Genomic DNA, 18,659 nt, shown 5'->3' with positions numbered 1-18,659 from the left:
ATATGATCCCCGGAGTAAGCATAACCGAAATTCTCACCCTGACCTCGATCCTGTTCTTTATAGGGGTGTATGGTTTTATTACAAGAAAGAACCTTATCTCTATCCTTATCTCAGTAGAACTGATCCTGAACGCATCTGTGGTGAATTTTGTGATCATCAATAAGTACCTGTTTCCCGATGTTCTTGAGGGCGTGATATACTCGATTTTTATCATTGCGGTAGCAGCAGCTGAAACAGCACTGGCCGTTGCCATCATCATTAACCTATACAGGCAGACAGGCTCTGTGGAAGTAAAAGATACCCAAGTAATGAAGTACTAAAAAAAAGTGGAAACTATGAACCTGAGCTATATACTTTTAATTCCTTTTGTTCCCCTGGCAGTATTTCTGGTCCTGGGGATCTTCAATCAAAAGATAAAACCTGCCGTATCGGGAGTAATAGGGGTTGCCGGCCTTGGCATTTCTACCCTGCTATCCTATTACACCGCCTTTCAATATTTTTTCGTTAGCGGAAAAGCTGACGGTATTTACCAGACATTTGTTGATAAGATCGTTTGGCTTCACCTTACCGATAGTCTTCAAATAGATATGGGATACCTTATAGACCCCATCTCGGTAATGATGCTGGTAGTGGTTTCCACGGTTTCCTTAATGGTAAATCTTTACAGCCGTGGATATATGAAAGGAGATGACGGATACACCCGTTTCTTCGCTTATCTGTCTCTCTTCAGTTTTTCAATGTTCGGACTGGTGCTTTCTACCAATCTCTTCCAGATCTATATTTTCTGGGAACTGGTTGGTGTATCCTCCTTTTTACTCATAGGTTATTACTATACCAAATCATCTGCCATTGCAGCTGCAAAAAAGGCCTTTATTGTTACCCGTTTTGCAGATTTCGGTTTTCTTATCGGGATCTTTGTAATGGGCTATTATACCGGAACCTTCGATTTTCAGGAACTTACCGATCCTGAAGGAGCTGTGATCCTTAACTGGGCTTCCACATCTTTTATGGGCCTCTCGGTAATTACATGGGCACTGCTTCTGATCTTTATGGGGGGAGCTGGAAAATCGGCTATGTTCCCATTGCATATCTGGCTGCCCGATGCTATGGAGGGTCCTACCCCGGTCTCGGCACTCATTCACGCTGCCACAATGGTGGTGGCCGGTGTTTATCTGGTTGCAAGGCTCTTCCCAATGTATTACCTGGTTGAGGAAGGTTTCGCCCTGGAAATAGTTGCATATGTAGGTGCCTTTTCTTCCCTTTTTGCTGCGATAATCGCCATTACCCAGACCGATATTAAACGGGTACTTGCATTCTCTACCATGTCTCAGTTGGGATATATGATGATGGCACTTGGTGTGTCGGGATTTGATGGTCATGAAGGACTTGGTTTTATGGCCTCAATGTTCCATCTCTTCACTCATGCCATGTTCAAGGCCTTGTTATTCCTTGGAGCGGGCTCAGTGATCCATGCAGTTCATAGCAACTACCTAAAGGATATGGGGGCACTTAGAAAATATATGCCGGTGACCAATATTACATTCCTGATTGCCGCCCTCGCGATAGCAGGAGTTCCTCCACTAGCAGGGTTCTGGAGTAAAGATGAGATACTTGTAGCTGTTTACGAACATAACCAATTCCTATATCTTATTGGAGTACTGGTAGCAGGTCTTACTGCTTTCTATATGTTCAGGATCTATTTTGGAATATTCTGGGGTAAGGAAACCAAATATGAGCATACTCCGCATGAGTCGCCAAAATCCATGAGCATTCCTTTAATAATACTGGCACTCCTAACCATCGTTGTAGGCTTTATACCATTTAGTGAACTGGTAACAGCCGATAAAATGGCATTCGAAGCGCATTTAAACATTCCACTTGCTGTCATTGCGGTAAGTGTAGGTCTTGTGGGAATCTGCCTTGCCTGGTTATTCTATAAAAAAGAAAATGATCTCTCAGACAGGTTCGCCCATGCCTTTGGTGTTTTCTATAAATGGACCAGCCAGAAGTTCTATTTTGATGAGATCTATCTTTTTATGGCCCGTAAGGTCTTCTACAAAAATGTAGCGGCTCCCATTGCCTTCTTCGATAAGAAATTCGTGGATGGTACCATGGAGGGTATTGGAAATAAAACGGTACTGATCTCCCAAAAGATCAAAGGGATGCAGTCTGGAAAGGTACAGGATTATGCTTTCGGCTTTATAGCCGGTGTGGTGATCATAGCCTTTGTATTCATTTATATATGGACTAACTAATTCTTATTATGGACATTTTATCACTTTTCGTAATAGTTCCCATCCTGGTCGTCCTGGCTCTGGTATTCTCCAAAGGTCTAAAACAGGCCAGACTCATCGCAATGACCGGTGGAATCATCCAGCTGGGCATGGCAATAAATCTTATATTTTCCTATCTGAGAGAAAGGGCCATAGACGATTCGATCATGCTTTTTACAAGAGACCTTACATGGTTTGAACAACTGAATATTCACTACAGTGTTGGAGTTGATGGAATTTCGGTAGCCCTGATCACCCTTACTGCCATAGTAGTTCTGGCAGGAGTTTTCATTTCCTGGAAGATAGATGATCTTCCAAAGGAATTCTTTGTATCCCTCATCATACTTTCAACAGGGGTGTATGGATTCTTTATTTCCATAGACCTGTTCACGATGTTCGTCTTTTACGAGATCGCAGTGATACCAATGTATCTTTTAATAGGCATTTGGGGTTCAGGTCCCAAGGAATATTCTGCCATGAAACTAACCTTGATGCTTATGGGAGCTTCGGCCGTATTACTGGTAGGAATTCTGGGGATTTATTTCAATTCCGGAGCTGAAGGCGGTGCTCTTACTTTCAATATCCTCGAGATCGCGCAGGTGAATATTCCTTATGAAGCACAGAAACTGTTCTTCCCTATGACATTTATAGGCTTTGCGGTATTAGGAGCTCTTTTCCCCTTTCATACCTGGTCTCCAGACGGGCATGCGTCGGCACCAACAGCGGTATCCATGCTGCACGCCGGAGTTTTGATGAAGTTAGGTGGATACGGAATTTTCAGAGTGGCTATGTATCTGCTTCCCGAAGGAGCATTGGAATGGTCCTGGTTCTTTATCATTCTTTCTGCCATAGGTGTTGTTTACGGAGCTTTCGCTGCATTACGCCAAACAGACCTGAAATATATCAATGCCTACGCCTCGGTGAGTCACCTTGGAATGGTAAGTTTTGCTCTATTGATGCTGAATAAGACTGCCTGGAATGGCGCTATTTTACAGTCCCTTTCTCATGGTTTTATGACAGCCCTGTTCTTTGCTCTTATCGGGATGATCTATGGCCGAACACACACACGTGATATTACAAAACTGGGAGGCCTCCTGAAGGTGATTCCTTTTATCTCTGCCATTTATGTGATAGCCGGACTTGCCCTGCTGGGTCTGCCAGGCTTTAGCGGATTTGTGGCTGAAATGAACATTTTCATGGGAGCTTTTCTTCATGATGATATGTTCCATCGTATAGTGACCATTGTATCTGTTTCGGCAATCGTGGTCACAGCAGTTTATGTACTACGAGTGGTAGGAATTATGCTAATGGGGCCGGTGAAGAATCCAGAATACCTGAAATTAGCCAAAGCCACCTGGTACGAAAAAACGGGAGTGCTATTGCTCCTTATCCCTATTGTAGGAATTGGGGTTGCGCCATTATGGCTAAGCAATATGATCCTGGAGAGCCTTGAACCATTTATTCGGGGTGTATTATAATCTTTAAAAAGAATTGAAATGGAACTTAATAGTTTTTTACTGATGCGTCACGAGCTAAGTCTGCTAGCCGTAATACTCATTCTTTTGATAGCCGAGATTTTCATTTCTCCCGGCAGGAAAAAGCATATTGTTTCAATTGCCATCGTGCTGTTTGGATTACATAGTATCTCCGGTTTCTTTCCGCTGGCAGACAGCGAACTTTTTGGAGGAATGTTCAGAAGCAATGAACTCATCCATTTCTTCAAGAATGTGCTTAACCTTGGAGTACTCATACTATTGCTTCAGTCGGCAGACTGGATTAAGGAAAAAATGACCGACAAAGAGCGCGGAACAGAATTCTTTATCCTGCTTTTTGCTTCGCTATTCGGAATGTATTTTATGATCTCGGCAGGGGATTTTCTTATGTTCTACATCGGCCTGGAACTATCTACGCTTCCAATAGCCGCGCTCGCAGCATTTGAAGTCATGAAAAGGAAATCAAGCGAGGCCGGTATTAAACTGATACTTTCGGCCGCGATGGCATCGGGAGTTTCCTTATTCGGAATCTCGATGTTGTACGCTACTGCCGGTTCTATTTATTTTGACGAGATCCTGCTGAACATAAGCGCCAGCCATTTAACCTTACTTGGATTTTTATTGTTCTTTGCCGGACTGGCCTTTAAGATCTCCCTTGTTCCCTTCCATTTCTGGACGGCAGATGTATATGAAGGTGCTCCCATTAGTATTGCATCCTATCTATCGGTGATATCTAAAGGAGCGGCTGTTTTCATTTTGATGATCTTACTGTTTACAGTATTGAAACCTCTGATGCATATCTGGGAAAACCTGATCTATGTTCTGGCCCTGGCTACCATGTTCACTGGTAACCTCTTCGCGTTGAGACAGGAGAATATGAAACGATTTCTAGCCTTCTCTTCAATCGCGCAGGCCGGGTTCATCCTGCTAGGACTTATTACCGGAACTCAACTGGGTACCGCAACCGTAGTTTATTTTGTAACTATCTACATATCCTCCAATCTTGCTGCTTTTGGAGTGGTTCAGGCTATCTCTTCACAAACCGGAAGAGAAAATATGAAAGATTACGAAGGTCTTTACAGAACAAACCCGAAACTAAGCCTTGTAATGATGCTGGCATTGTTCTCCCTGGCGGGAATTCCTCCAGTGGCCGGTTTTTTTGGGAAGTTCTTCCTTTTTACCGCTGCCGCAAGTCAGGGTTACTACCTATTGGTCTTCCTGGCGGTGGTGAACGTAACTATTTCCCTGTACTACTATCTACTAGTAATAAGAGCAATGTTCTTAAGGAGAGGAGATGATCCCATTCCTTTCTTTAAAAACAAAGTATATATGAGAATAGGTATCGTATTAACTGTGATCGGGATCCTGGTTTTGGGATTATACAGTCCTCTGTACGACTATATTTATGAATTAAGTGGGATCTTAAAATAAAAATTATGGCACTGGAAGGCAAACATAGCTTTGGTAGCATTGATGATATTCGTGTGAGTTTTATTGAAAAGAAAATTGACGAAGACAGAAAAGAGTTCCTAAAGAAACTGCTGGAGCATAACAGTTTTGAAGTGATAGTTCAGGAAGAAAAAAGAAAAAATGAGGACGAACCTCAGCTTTATACAGTTGGAGTCACCGATATAACCTTCAACCCCGTGATAGCGGTCTATGAACGAAAGTTAAGAACTTTTGACGGGCATAAGGTCACCCCTGAATTCTGGAACCAGGAAAGCGAAAAAACCGCTCCGCAGTACTGGCAAAAAAAATAATTATTTCTCTTAGCCCCAATTATATTTTGAAGTGTTCAAGCCCTGTCAGGCTAGCGTGACAGGGCTTTTTTTTGAAAGCTTAATGCGGTGAATGTACAGGTAGAGGTATTATTTCTTTAAGACCTTAAAGCCCTTTCTGGTCATATTTCCCCAACCGGATGTAATATCAAAAAGCTTTTTATAATAACCTTTCATCTGACCAAATAACAGGACGGGGTGATATAGAAAAGGTTCAAGGTAGGCCGCCAGTAAGAGCTCTACTACCTGTTTAGGTTTTGTATAATGATCGAAATTTTTTATGTACATAAAGATGGCAATGGTAGAGAATACACAGCCTACTAAATAAGCGGCAAAAAATAACATAATGGCGAACGGCCAGTTTATCCAGCCGAAAATCCCGAAAGCGATCATACAGATGATCCCTAAGAATTCCACAACAGGCGCAGAAAATTCAAAAAACAACCAGTAGGGATAAAAAAGCAATCCCATCTTACGGTATTTCCTGTTTAGGAAAAGCTTTCTATGCAGGCTCATGGTCTCCCATAATCCCCGGGCCCAACGATCTCTTTGCCTGATAAGGATGTTATAATCTGAAGGAGCTTCGGTCCAGCACAAAGTCTCGGGAAGATAAACCACTTTATATGGTATTTTCTTCTCTTCCATATACATCCTCATTCGCACACATAATTCCAGGTCTTCCCCTACCGTCTTCGGATTAAATCCTCCAACCTCTATGACCCTTTTTCTGGGATACATCCCGAAAGCACCTGAAATAAGCATAAGGCCATTTATTTCACTCCATGCCATCCTTCCCAGCAGGAAAGTCCTGATATATTCCACAACCTGATTCATGGGTATAAGACGGGAGGGTAAGCGTAACTCACTTAAGATACCATTCTTGATTATAGAGTCATTAGCGATCCCGATACCACCACCACAACCAATGATCTCCTTATCGTCCTCTTCAAGATAAGGCCTTACCATTTTAAGAATTGCATCCTGTTCAATGATACAATCAACATCGGTAAAGATCACCAGTTCGGTATTCGAGAAGTTCACCCCGGCATTAATCGCATCGGCCTTACCTCCATTATTTTTATCGATGACTGTAAGATGCGTGTATTTGGTTTCCCGACTTCGATAAATATATTTTACCGAAGCCGTTGGTATGGGCTGGGTAATGAAAGTAGCATCCTGTCGCTCAAGATTGAATTCATTGATAAGTTTTTTCAGGGAGTCATCATTGCTTCCATCATTAACAAGGATAAGCTCATAATATGGATACTGAATAGAAAGCAGGGATTTTACATTTTCAATAATGGTAAGTCCTTCATTATATGCCGGAGCAATAATGGTTACCGAAGGAATATCGGTCGCGCTTACAATATCTTCAGCCCTCAAAAAAACAGATCTCTGCTTGGTTCGTTTAATGGATCTTCTGGCAAGAAGAATCCCGGTGAGATAAAGAAGTACAAGGCTCGCGCCATAACCTAAGAATAGAAATACGCTAATCCAGTAGATATAGTAGCTGCCAAAGAAACCTTCTGCACTATCCCACATTTAAGGAAGCTTTTGGGTATTGCTGATAATAGAATTCCTGTACCTTCTCTTTGTATCCATTATTCCAAAGTATCTCAGCTATACTAAGTTTAAGGTCTTCATTATTGCTATAGAGCTGTTTTAAGTAAAATTCCAGATCGATATCTGAATTTTCATAAATGTAGTTTAAAAGCTGCCCCTGTTGGGTCGCATTGGGAATATCATTATAAAGCTCCTTGATATAAGCCATGGTAGAAGAAGACACTGCAAAGGTTTGCAGACAATAGATAGCCGTTTCCCTTACCTCATAATCCTCATGGTTCAAATGATCTATTATAAAACCAATTTCCTCATGCAGTTCATATTTCCGGATAATACGCATGAGTAGCTTTTTACCAAAAAGCTTTTCCGTTTCGTATGCCCTATGAAGCCATTTCAATTCCGGTTTAGGATAAAGATCATACAGTTTCTCCACGATCTTTATCTGTTGCCAAAGCGTAATATTCCTTTTAAGATAGGGCAGGAATCTCAAACTTTCCCAGCCAAGAAAAACTACAAGCGCGATCTGTGCTTCCCTTCTAACATAAATATTCTTATCATCTCGATATTTAAAGATCTCATCGAAATACTGAGATTGGTTCATCTCGTAGATCTCTCTTATCCCCCTGGCTTTTTTATACCAGCTCCAGCTTGAGATCTTTTTAATTGAAACGCCGTAGGGTGGAATTTCGGCGTAAAGCTTCTGAAGTTTGCTAAAATTGCTCCCCAGGATGGTACGTTGGGTACGTATCATAAGTCTAATAACAAACTGTATATTATTTTTGTTACGGGGCCTGATGCCTACATTTCGCAAGGTGGTCTTAATTTCCTCTAAAGTTAATGGATTAACAGGATCGTTATAAAGATAACGGCTTACGATATCGGCAAAAATAATTTCGATCTTCATTAACCTGGCCTTTCGCCTCCTGCGATAGATAAGGCTAACTGCTATGGATATCCAGTATATTACCAGAACGGCAAAAACGATGCTTATGAATAAAAGTAGGGATTTTTCATTCATTAGTAGGCCTGTATTATAGCTTCTATTTCATCCAGATCTATGGGAGCAGCATAAAATCCTGTAATACCTCTAAGGGCAAAAATTTCTTTTTTCACCTTGTCCTGTCCCATATTTGTTACAATAAGCAGGTTTTTATGCAATAACACCTCCTGAACCTGGGCAACGAATTCCAGGGGTGCGATCCCTTCAAATAAAATATCTGTAATAATAAAGTCGAAGTTGGTCTGCTGATCCTCTATACTAAGATCTTCGAGCGACCTTATCGCTTTACATTCAAAATTGTTCAGACGTACAAGTCTTTCCAGAATCTTCAGTATTATGATATCCTCCTGGATCACCAAGACCTTCCTCATCCAAAAAAATTTACGGCTGAAATATAATAAATATACCTGAGAACCAACCCGTTTAACGACCTCCAGAGTAATTTATCTCCTATTTTTATAATTTTCAGTAGGAAAAATCTTTCTGAATACATGCAGAGGTTTTTACATTTCCAACATAACGGTGCAATCTAATATGTACCTAAGAATACAGTTCAGGGTAGATATATTATAATTTTTCAAGCAGGTAAAATTTATTTCATTTTAATACCTAATTTCTTTAAAGCTATTATATTGCAAACACTTTCAGATCGATTGAAAATAAACAATTTTACAGGATCGAAATGTAACAAGCCCTAAACATGAGACTTAAAATTAGCAGCCCCTTATCTTTTTTTCTCATTCTCGTTCTTTCATTAAATCAGCTACAGGCACAGGAAGAATTAACTACTGACGAATTATTCCTTGAGGCCAGGAATGCAGCTTTTGAGGAAGATAATTATCCCAAGGCTTTTAGGCTCACAAAGAAAGCATTGGAAAAAAGCCCGGATTATGCCGATGTCAGGATCTTCCTTGGAAGACTTTACACCTGGACCGATAAAGCTGATAGCGCCAGAGTGGAATTTGAAAGGGTTCTGACACAAAATCCCGGTCATGAAGATGGCTCTTTTGCCTATGGAAGTCTGGAATACTGGAACGATAATTCTGAAAAAGCCCTGGGTATAGTAGATAAGGGTCTGGAAAAGCATCCAGATTCGGAAGACCTTTTGCTGCTCAGAGCGAAAGTTCTGAAAGATCTGGAAAGATATTCTGAGGCCAGTACTACGCTGAATCGGCTGCTTAAAGTAAATCCAAAATTAACCGAAGCCCGTTCCTTGGGTGAATCCATTAAAAATGTTTCTTCAAAAAATGAGATCGGTGCCGATTATCAATATGTTTATTTTGACGAGCGCTTTGATGATCCCTGGCACCTGGCCAGTGTTGATTATACCAGAAGAACCAAAATAGGTTCCATTATAGGGCGGTTCAATTATGCGAACCGTTTCAATTCGAATGGAACCCAGTTTGTAATAGATGCTTACCCAAGCATTTCAGATACTTTTTATGCCTACCTAAGCGGTGGAATTGCCAGCAGTGGAAGCATTTTCCCCGAATATCGCGCGGGAGCCTCCCTCTTCGCGAATTTGCCAGCCGCCTTTGAAGGGGAACTGGGCTTCAGGATGCTGAGTTTTGATGAAGAAACATGGATCTATACGGCTTCAGTGGGGAAATACATCAGTAATTTCTGGATAAATGCCCGAACCTATCTTACTCCCGATAATGAAAGCATATCCCAATCCTATGCCCTGAACCTGAGATATTATATCGCCGGTGAGGATGATTATTTAAGTCTTGGAATTGGCACCGGTATTTCTCCAGATAACGATGCCAACAATATCCTTTATAATAATAGTGATAATTACAGACTGAAATCTAAGAATCTTACACTTGGATACCGGGTATCTATTAAAAGTACCAATGTCTTCTTTATCAATGCCGGTCTCGAAGATCAGGAATATGCACGGGAAACCCGAGGCAACCAGTTCTCTGTAAACGTCGGATATTTCAAAAAGTTCTAGGATGAGAAAGAAGCTCTTTTGGGGGTTCATAATCATTGTTATAAGCATTCCGCTTTTAATGTGGCTGGCGTGGATGATAACGCCAAATACCCGGCTGGTAATAGCTATAATAGACAAGACCGTACTCACAAAAAATGGTCAGGAGCATATTTCCCTTAACTGGGTGCTAAATAATGAAAAGTATACGAAGACTTCAGATAAAGCCTATGAAGTAAGCCGGGATTACTTTGGTTTTTTTCCGGAAGACAATGAAAACTTCCAGTTAAAAGGGCTGGAACGATTTCCTTATCCTAAACTTGACCAGTTGAGTGAGGATGCAGACCTGGTATACTTTACAGATACCTACGGAATTTACAATAATGAATGGTTTAAAAAAGGGGACGTGAACGAGCGCTCGGGAATTTTATATGGCGGGCTTGGTGATAAAGACATCTACCTTCTTCAAAAGATGAAGGAAAAGAATAAGCTAATAATAGCCGAATTCAATACCATAGGCTCCCCTACCGCATACCGGAACAGGAAGGAATTCGAGGAAATGTTCAAAATGAAATGGACGGGCTGGACCGCACGTTATTTTGATAATCTTAATATCAGGGAGAATAAGGAAATTCCTGCCTGGCTTATCAGGAATTACAAGAACGCACATGGCGGTTCCTGGCCTTTTAAAAAATCGGGAATTGCCTTTGTGAACGATAATGACCAGGTAGTGATACTGGAACAGGATACGCACTTAAACATTTCTATGCCTTATATTATCACTTCAGAAGAATTTCAGGATGAATTCTCTTTACCTGAAAGAATTAAATATCCTTTCTGGTTTGATGTGATAGTCCCGGATGAAAATATCAATAGAGCTGTTTCAAGATTTCAGATCAGCGCCAATGATAAGGGACTGGCTCAATTAAAGGAATTTGGTATACCTTCGAGTTTTCCCGCGGTTCTGAATCATTCTGGACCCGATTATGATTTTTTCTATTTTTCGGGAGATTTTGCCGATAACCCTGTTAGCTTCAACAGTTCGTATTTTAAAGGGATAGGCTTCTTTAAAGGCTTTTTTTATGATAAGCGCAGTGTAATAGAGCGGCGCAGTTTTTTCTGGAACTACTACAGACCGCTGCTTACCACTATTCTTGATGAATATTATAATGAAAAGATGTAATTACTTACACAGTTACTTCTGGGTAATGGAATCCGGGATCATTCTTTTACCATTGATTATTTCGGCATTCTTTCTTTTGAACTGATCAAAAGCATATAGCAGTTCTTCTTTCTTTGCTTCATCTGTAACAGATTCTTCAGCCATGTCTGGTGTGAGGCGGTAGAGGTCCTCGCCATTAAGATGGTATTCACCCATCACGAAATCTCTTAAGTCGGTCTTTGTCTGCATCAAAGGAATCTTATGGAAATTATGAAAGCTCCTTGTGGTATCAAGTCCTTGACCTAAGAAGGAATTTACCGTCGGGATTTGTAAATTATAATTCGTCTTCAGAAATGAAATCAGACTGGGAGCTACATCAAAATGAGAAGAAACGGACCTGAATTCTGCCGTGCGTTTTAACAGCGGCGAGTAAAGTATGAGCGGAACATGATACCTGTCGATCTTGGATGCCATGGGAATCTCAGGAATCCGGTGATCCCCGGTGATCAGAAAAATGGTATTATCATAATCATCCAGTTCCTTCCAGGAATTCATAAAATTCTTAAGGGCCTCATCGGCGTAAAGGATGGTAGCATATTGTTTTTTATAGTTTCTGTACTCCTGCTTTTTTGCTTCATCGAATCCAAGTTTAGTCAACCTTTCTTCGAAAAGTCGGTCATATCTTTCAGGGTCATCGGTAAAAAAAGGATCATGGGTACTAATAGTTAGTAAAACGTCCAGTTGTGGAGAATTTCCGGACGCCGACTGCTTTTTTTCAAGATAGTTCCTGTAAAGTTCCTTGTCCCCATACCCCCAACTAAAGCCATTTAGCTTAGAGGGGATCTTTTTATAGGCTTTCGGAAAGTCATCCTCATCAATTATACGATCTGCATTGTTCTTTTTTAGATATACCCCCATATTATCAAACCCGGATTTACCGCCATGATAAAAGGAGGTTTCATATCCATTCTGCCCAAGAAGATTAAGCAGCGATAACTGATCTGGCATATTATCTCCCATTTCCATAAACCCATTTTTTGCAAATGGGAGCGAACCTAATAATGAGGGCAATACGGCAAATGTACGACCGCCGTTGCTTAGAAAATTAGGCCAGTACAAACTCTTAGTGGAGAGAGAGTCGAGAAAAGGCGTAAAATTACCCAAATATGCTCCCTCATTGGTAAAAGCTCTTCCCAGACCTTCAACCACAATTATCACAATATTCGGAGCTTCATCTTTTGTCTCCAAAAATGGAGAAAGAACATCTCGGTTAAGTTCCTTACGAAGAAAAGGATAGCTCCCTTCATCAACATACTCAAAAGACTCTATACTAGCATATTCGGCCGAGAGGTCTCCCAGGTAGCTTTCGGCATAAATATCAACCTCATAAATATCAGGATTAAAGTAGGAATATGCCGAATTATAGAAATGCTCAGATTTATTCTTTACCAGATTCCTTTCAAAATCTGATGACAGTTCTGAAGCATTCAGGCTTTCACTGGATCCAAAAAGCAGAAATAAAAGGGATAAAACCGGCAGTAAAACAGACAGCTGCCATTTCATCTTCGGCTTCGGGGAAAATCTCACTAATAAAAAGCTCAGAAACACAAGGACAATAGAAAATATAAGTATCTTCTCCCAGCCCAAGCTATCTGAAGCTCCAAGTGTTTGTGTAATTTCCTGAATGGAATAGCCAAAAAGATCACTCCCAAGCATTACCAGGGTCGTATTGAAATAAAAAAGAAGCGAAAACTGAATGAGATAGAATAATATAAAAACAACTATATAAAGGCCTCTGGCAAATTTAGGAGACAGAAGTGACAATAGAAGATATATAAGATAAGCCGGCAGCATCCAGGTAAGGAAGAATCTTATATCCTCAAGAATACTCCATCCAAGCAAACTGATGAAACTACTGTTTAAATTATGATTTAGCTCGGCCAGTGATACTTCTATCAGACTGGTAAGTAGAAGAAAAACAAGAAATATAATAGATAGAAGAGCAAAAGTAATACTGGACTTTTCGAGCTTCTTTAGCAATTGTGATTTTTTGAATCTCATACTTAGGGAGATGGGGCAGCAAATATAAAACTGATCGGGTAATTCTCTAAAAATTAAATCACAAAAGCCAACAAAAAAATAAATACAGACCCTTTTCTTGCCAGGATATTAAAATCTTTTTCGAAAAGCCACTTATGCGAATCAATTATAATTTTCCTCTTATTAAACCTTTAAATAAAACATTCTCGAAAATATTTATCCTAATGAACAGCTGCTCTAAAAAATAAGGATATCTATAGCTATACCTTACAGAAATTCACAAGGTATGTCAAAATTAATAGTGACTGGAGTAAACCCTTCCGGAAAGAAATTGAACCGTTGCAAGTGAAAAATTTCATGGGTTCGTACCCTTTAACGACTAAAAATATCTACGATTTCTAAGGTTTTTAATCCCTCTTCCGCAGAACAAGGATTGATTCTTTCCTCTCCTAAAAAATACTTAACCGTTGCTTCTACCATAGGTTGCTGAACATGGGGAATTTGTTCAAAAGAAAAAGTTGCATTAGAATTTACCCCTTTAACAATAACCTTGTTACCAAAAAATGAAAATTCTATGGAACCTTTACTGCCATATATGATGCATTGATCCTTTTCATGCATTTCTGAAACATTAAAATTCCAAATTCCTCTTAAATGAACCCCGTTTGTGAAAGTAGCTATTCCATTAACAATATCCTTTGCCTTGTAATTGTGTGACTGATTGTCCGAAAATCCCTGAGCTTGATCAAAATCACCAAAAAAATGAAGCATTAAATCCAGGTGATGGGGTGCTAAATCGTGGAAGTAGCCTCCTCCTGACACTTTAGGATTCACCCTCCAGTTTTCCTCCAAACTATTACCATTTTGAGATTTTTGGGATTGTAAAATCCGAATATCAACAAACCTAACATCTCCAATAACTTGCTTATTCAGAAGTTCAAATACCTTTCTAAAAACAGGTAGTTTTCGCCTGTAATGGGCTAGAGTGAGCTTCACAGGACTATTTTTTAATGCCTCCAAGATAATATTCGCTTCCTCCTTATTAAGGGCCATGGGTTTTTCAAGATAAATATTCTTACCGGCTTTTATGGCTTTCAAGGTTAACTCAAGATGGCTAACCGGAGGTGTTGCTATATATACTGCACTAATCTCAGAATTATTTAATAAATCATCCGCATTATCATACCACAAGGCTACCCCATGTCTTCGGGCAAAGTCTTTTGCTTTGTCTGAATTCCTACGCATGACCGCCAGCAAGCTTGAATTGACAGATTTCTGAAATGCGGGACCGCTTTTCTGTTCGGCGACAGCACCACACCCTATGATACCCCAGCTTACTTTTTCCATAGCTACTCCATTCTGAAATGGTTTATGTATATATAAGTTATCTATATACTCCGTTCAATTCCTAATTGCAGCCCTCGCAACTCGGCGAGACCTCGTAACCTTCCAATGGCTGAGTAGCCCGGGTTGGTATATTTTTTAAGGTCATCCAGCATCTGATGCCCATGATCAGGTCGCATAGGCAGCCTATGATCTTTTCTTCCGGTGGAAATCCTATTTTGTTGTTCATTGATTAGCCCCTTTATTACGGCATACATATCTACATCACCATCTAAATGATCTGCTTCATAAAAATTGCCTTCAGCATCCCTACGTGTACTCCTAAGATGAATAAAATTGATACGACTACCGAGTCTTTCGATCATTCCTGGTAAATCATTCTCTTCTAATACTCCAAAGGAACCAGTACAAAAACAAAGACCGTTGTTCGGGCTATTTACAGCTTCTAATAACTGTTTTGCATCATTTTCTGTACTTACAACCCTGGGGAGACCTAATATAGGGAATGGAGGATCATCTGGGTGGATGGCCATAAGCACTCCTGATTCTTCAGCTGTTGGAATTATTTCCCTTAGAAATGCATAAAGATTTTCTCTAAGCTCTTGCTCACCTATATTCCTATATTCATCAAGAACAACCTGGAACCGATCCAGAGTATATCCTTCTTCAGCTCCCGGTAAACCCGCAATAATATTATTCACCAACAGATCTTTTTCCTGTTGAGATAATTTATCCAAGGCTGCTATCGCTGCTTGTTTTTGTTTCTCAGAATATATTTCTTCGGCGCCGGGCCTTTTCAAAAGAAATAATTCGAAGGCGGCAAACTGGGCGGCATCAAATCGCAATGCCCGGGAGCCATCAGGCATCTCATAGGCAAGATCTGTACGGGTCCAGTCAAGCACCGGCATAAAATTATAACACACAGTATCAATTCCGCAGCTGCCCAAATTTTTGATACTTTGTTTATAATTATTTATATAGTTCTGAAATTCACCCGTTCTCTTTTTAATATCTTCATGCACAGGAATACTTTCAACAACTGACCAGGTTAAACCGGAAGCTTCTATCTCCTGTTTTCGCTTATCAATTTCTTCGATAGTCCAAACTTCACCATTGGGAATATGATGTAAGGCGGTAACAACCCCTGTAGCACCCGCTTGTTTTATATCCTGAAGACTAACCGTGTCTTTGGGTCCATACCATCTCCAGGTTTGTTCTAATGCCATAAATATCGTTTTAAATCGTTGTGTTATACTCCGCTAAAGCTGCTGAAACCGCCATCTACAGGAACAATAATTCCTGTAACGAATTTAGATCCGTTACTGCAAAGCCATAGTAAAGTCCCCTGAAGATCTTCGGGTTCTCCAAATCTACCCATCGGTGTATGCTCAATAATAGTACTTCCTCTCTCTGTAAGTTCGCCGTTTTCATCGGTGAGCAAACTGCGGTTTTGTTCTGTAAGAAAAAAGCCAGGTGCCAGTGCGTTTACCCGAATGTTTACCTTAGAAAAATGAACAGCCAGCCACTGAGTGAAGTTACTTACAGCCGCTTTTGCACCACTGTAGGCAGGAATTTTGGTAAGAGGCGTATAAGCATTCATTGAAGAAATATTGATCACCGAACATCCTTTTCTTCCAATCATATCTTTGGCGAAAATTTGAGTAGGAAGTAAAGTGCCGAGAAAATTTAAGTTGAAAACGAATTGAACACTATCGTAATCCAAATCAAAAAAAGTCTTTAGTTCTTCATCATCCCTAATATCCTCCTCAAAAAGGTGAGTTTTGGAAGTCGTTCCTTTAGGATGGTTTCCTCCTGCACCATTGAGAAGAATATCGCAGGGTCCCAGTTGTTTCTTTATTTTAAGATGTGCCTGTTGTAAACTTTTTTTGTCGAGTACATTTACCTCAAAACCTCTTGCTTCTCCTCCACTTTCTTCAATTTTGGAAGCCACAGCCATGGCAGCATCAAGATTAATATCCAGAATAGCCAATTTTGCTCCCTGTTCTGCCAAAGCTTCGGCAAAAGTACGGCCTAATACTCCTCCGCCCCCGGTTATCACAACGACTTTATCCTTTAATTCTGTATACTTTGGTCCCATATATGTTTTTTTAAATACTTATTGTTTCAAACTTTTGATCAAAGTCAAAGTTTTTCTCACTGTTGTTTCTAAGCGGCCAAAATCTTCATTCTCTAGTATATCTTTGGAAATTAACTTTGACCCCATTCCTACACAGGTCACTCCCGCCTCGAACCATTCTCTTAAATTTGCTTCACTAGGCGAAACTCCGCCAGTAGGCATAATCTTGGTCCATGGGCAAGGACCTTTAATAGCTTTTACGAACTGAGCGCCATAGGTACCACCTGGGAATAACTTCACTATTTCGCAGCCCAATTCCTCAGCACGTGAGATTTCAGTAAGAGATCCACACCCGGGAGACCAGAGCACCTTTCTTCTGTTACAGACAATTGCTATATCTTCCCGAAAAACAGGGGTCACAATAAAATTTGCCCCCATTTGCATATATAATGAGGCTGCTGCCGCATCGGTTACAGATCCCACCCCTAATATCATTCCCGGCAATTCCTCAAGAGCATATTTATTTAATTCCCGAAAGATTTCGAAAGCAAAATCTCCCCTACTTGTAAATTCCAGTATACGGCCACCACCGTCATAACAGGCTTTTAAAATCTTCTTTCCCAATGCTAAATCAGGATGAAAGAATAAAGGGACAAGCCCATCCTTTTCCATCACTGAAGCAACTTCTAATCTTGAATATCGAGCCATTTTTTTTAATTTAATAATTATCGTACAACACGGCCAGAGGCATCTCCACTCATTAGTTTTTTCACTTCATCCACACTTACCAAGTTCGCATCTCCCTTAATTGTATGCTTTAAGGCTGACGCAGCAACTGCAAAATTCAAGGCAGCCTGGTCATCACCAGAAAAGTTTAACAGTCCATAAATTAAACCTGCCATAAAAGAATCTCCTCCTCCAACTCTATCAACTATATGGGTGATGTCATATACAGGAGACTTGAACATTGTTTCACCGTCGTAAAGAACTCCCGCCCAGGTATTATGAGATGCTGAAATAGAGCCCCTCAATGTGGTAATCACTTTTTTGGCATTTGGAAATTTCTTCATCATTTGCTCACATACAGATAAAAAGGCTTCCGCTTTGACATGCTTACCCTGAGTAGTTATGTCCAGTCCCTCTGGTTTGATCCCAAAGTGTTTCTCTGCATCTTCTTCATTGCCCAAAATAATATCACAATAAGAAGTTAGTTCGGTCATGATAGTCTCAGGTTCTACTCCATATTTCCACAATTTTGCTCTGTAATTAAGATCTGTAGAAATGGTTACCCCCATTTCACGGGCTACCTTGACAGCTTCCAGACATGCATCTGCTGCTCCTTGTGAAATAGCAGGAGTGATTCCTGTCCAGTGAAACCAATCGGCATCTTCAAATACCTTTTTCCAATCTACCATTCCCTTTTCAATCTGAGCCATAGCAGAATGTGCCCGGTCATAAACTACTTTACTTCCTCGGCTAACAGCACCCGTTTCTAGAAAATAAATCCCCAGGCGGTCTCCACCGTAGATGATATTATCAACGCCCACATTTCTTTTTCGTAACTCCATCAATGCACATTCTCCAATGTCATTTTTTGGAAGACGGGTTACAAAATCTATAGATACTCCATAATTTGCAAGGGACACAGCTACATTTGACTCACCTCCACCATATACCACATCAAAATTACTGGCCTGAGAAAACCTGAGATGTTCTGCTGGAGCAAGACGCATCATGATCTCTCCAAATGTCACTACTTTCTTCATTTATTTATGTTTTTAGTAAGAATTAAAAATTGATCCAAGTTTTTTTAAAAAGATATTCCTCTTTCTTGTTTATTACGATAACAACCTTCAATTTAGAATATGGGCAAGCCTGTATAATTCTCGAGTGTTTAAAAACATTAAGCTTTTGACTCATAAAAGTTAATTCCCTGCAAAGCCCAACTTTCCTGAAATTTCTCAAGAGAAGTTTGAAACCTTTCAAAGTTCTTATT

16 protein-coding genes are annotated in these 18,659 nt (G+C 40.3%); 7 read left to right on the top strand and 9 right to left on the bottom strand.

Annotated features, from left to right (window positions below; genetic code table 11):
- Positions 1-2 precede the first annotated feature (2 nt).
- Genes nuoK through EZJ28_RS07885 form a run of 5 tightly spaced genes read left to right on the top strand, consistent with a single transcriptional unit; the run spans position 3 to position 5,526 of the window.
- Positions 3-320: an NADH-quinone oxidoreductase subunit NuoK gene (gene nuoK / locus EZJ28_RS07905; protein WP_131396598.1), complete on the top strand. Its 318-nt coding sequence runs from the start codon at positions 3-5 to the stop codon at positions 318-320.
- A 15-nt stretch (positions 321-335) separates the two neighbouring features.
- A complete protein-coding gene (gene nuoL, locus EZJ28_RS07900) occupies positions 336-2,255 on the top strand; it encodes an NADH-quinone oxidoreductase subunit L (RefSeq protein ID WP_131396596.1) in 1,920 nt (639 codons plus the stop codon).
- Positions 2,256-2,263: 8 nt separating this feature from the next.
- On the top strand, positions 2,264-3,751 hold the full coding sequence (locus tag EZJ28_RS07895) for a NuoM family protein (RefSeq protein ID WP_131396594.1): 1,488 nt from the start codon (positions 2,264-2,266) through the stop codon (positions 3,749-3,751).
- 18 nt (positions 3,752-3,769) lie between these two features.
- Positions 3,770-5,197, top strand: a complete 1,428-nt coding sequence (locus EZJ28_RS07890; RefSeq protein WP_131396592.1) for an NADH-quinone oxidoreductase subunit N — start codon at positions 3,770-3,772, stop codon at positions 5,195-5,197.
- A gap of 5 nt (positions 5,198-5,202) precedes the next feature.
- On the top strand, positions 5,203-5,526 hold the full coding sequence (locus EZJ28_RS07885; protein ID WP_131396590.1) for a hypothetical protein: 324 nt from the start codon (positions 5,203-5,205) through the stop codon (positions 5,524-5,526).
- 108 nt (positions 5,527-5,634) lie between these two features.
- Here the strand turns inward: EZJ28_RS07885 and EZJ28_RS07880 are convergent, their stop codons facing one another.
- From EZJ28_RS07880 to EZJ28_RS07870, 3 genes are read right to left on the bottom strand one after another with little or no spacing between them, the layout of a single operon-like run.
- Positions 5,635-7,086 carry a glycosyltransferase gene (locus tag EZJ28_RS07880; RefSeq protein ID WP_131396589.1) on the bottom strand — a complete coding sequence of 484 codons (1,452 nt, stop codon included), beginning with the start codon at positions 7,084-7,086 and terminating at the stop codon, positions 5,635-5,637.
- Positions 7,076-8,125, bottom strand: a complete 1,050-nt coding sequence (locus tag EZJ28_RS07875; RefSeq protein ID WP_131396587.1) for a hypothetical protein — start codon at positions 8,123-8,125, stop codon at positions 7,076-7,078. Before EZJ28_RS07875 ends, EZJ28_RS07880 begins: the two co-directional genes overlap by 11 nt.
- Positions 8,125-8,478 carry a response regulator gene (locus EZJ28_RS07870; protein ID WP_131396585.1) on the bottom strand — a complete coding sequence of 118 codons (354 nt, stop codon included), beginning with the start codon at positions 8,476-8,478 and terminating at the stop codon, positions 8,125-8,127. Before EZJ28_RS07870 ends, EZJ28_RS07875 begins: the two co-directional genes overlap by 1 nt.
- Positions 8,479-8,807: 329 nt before the next feature.
- Here EZJ28_RS07870 and EZJ28_RS07865 point away from each other — a divergent pair, with 329 nt between their 5' ends.
- A complete protein-coding gene (locus EZJ28_RS07865; protein WP_131396583.1) occupies positions 8,808-10,064 on the top strand; it encodes a YaiO family outer membrane beta-barrel protein in 1,257 nt (418 codons plus the stop codon).
- Between the two features lies 1 nt (position 10,065).
- A complete protein-coding gene (locus EZJ28_RS07860; protein ID WP_131396581.1) occupies positions 10,066-11,223 on the top strand; it encodes a hypothetical protein in 1,158 nt (385 codons plus the stop codon).
- A 12-nt stretch (positions 11,224-11,235) separates the two neighbouring features.
- Here EZJ28_RS07860 and EZJ28_RS07855 read toward each other — a convergent pair whose 3' ends face one another.
- The 6 genes from EZJ28_RS07855 to EZJ28_RS07830 all read right to left on the bottom strand — a co-directional run bounded on the left by EZJ28_RS07855 (position 11,236) and on the right by EZJ28_RS07830 (position 18,429).
- Complete coding sequence (locus EZJ28_RS07855) at positions 11,236-13,263, bottom strand: LTA synthase family protein (RefSeq protein ID WP_131396579.1); 2,028 nt, start codon at positions 13,261-13,263, stop codon at positions 11,236-11,238.
- Between the two features lie 351 nt (positions 13,264-13,614).
- Positions 13,615-14,589, bottom strand: coding sequence for a Gfo/Idh/MocA family protein (locus EZJ28_RS07850; protein WP_131396577.1), 975 nt, complete (start codon positions 14,587-14,589; stop codon positions 13,615-13,617).
- A 41-nt stretch (positions 14,590-14,630) separates the two neighbouring features.
- On the bottom strand, positions 14,631-15,812 hold the full coding sequence (gene uxuA, locus EZJ28_RS07845) for a mannonate dehydratase (RefSeq protein ID WP_131396575.1): 1,182 nt from the start codon (positions 15,810-15,812) through the stop codon (positions 14,631-14,633).
- Between the two features lie 23 nt (positions 15,813-15,835).
- Positions 15,836-16,684, bottom strand: a complete 849-nt coding sequence (locus tag EZJ28_RS07840; protein WP_131396573.1) for an SDR family oxidoreductase — start codon at positions 16,682-16,684, stop codon at positions 15,836-15,838.
- An 18-nt stretch (positions 16,685-16,702) separates the two neighbouring features.
- Positions 16,703-17,371, bottom strand: a complete 669-nt coding sequence (locus EZJ28_RS07835; RefSeq protein ID WP_131396571.1) for a bifunctional 4-hydroxy-2-oxoglutarate aldolase/2-dehydro-3-deoxy-phosphogluconate aldolase — start codon at positions 17,369-17,371, stop codon at positions 16,703-16,705.
- Between the two features lie 17 nt (positions 17,372-17,388).
- The gene (locus tag EZJ28_RS07830; protein ID WP_131396569.1) at positions 17,389-18,429 is read right to left on the bottom strand and encodes a sugar kinase; all 1,041 of its coding nucleotides are present in this window, start codon (positions 18,427-18,429) and stop codon (positions 17,389-17,391) included.
- Positions 18,430-18,659 lie beyond the last annotated feature (230 nt).

It is taken from the genome of Gramella sp. KN1008, from assembly GCF_004332155.1.
GTDB lineage: Bacteria > Bacteroidota > Bacteroidia > Flavobacteriales > Flavobacteriaceae > Christiangramia.
This window is presented reverse-complemented; position numbering and strand designations above follow the sequence as displayed.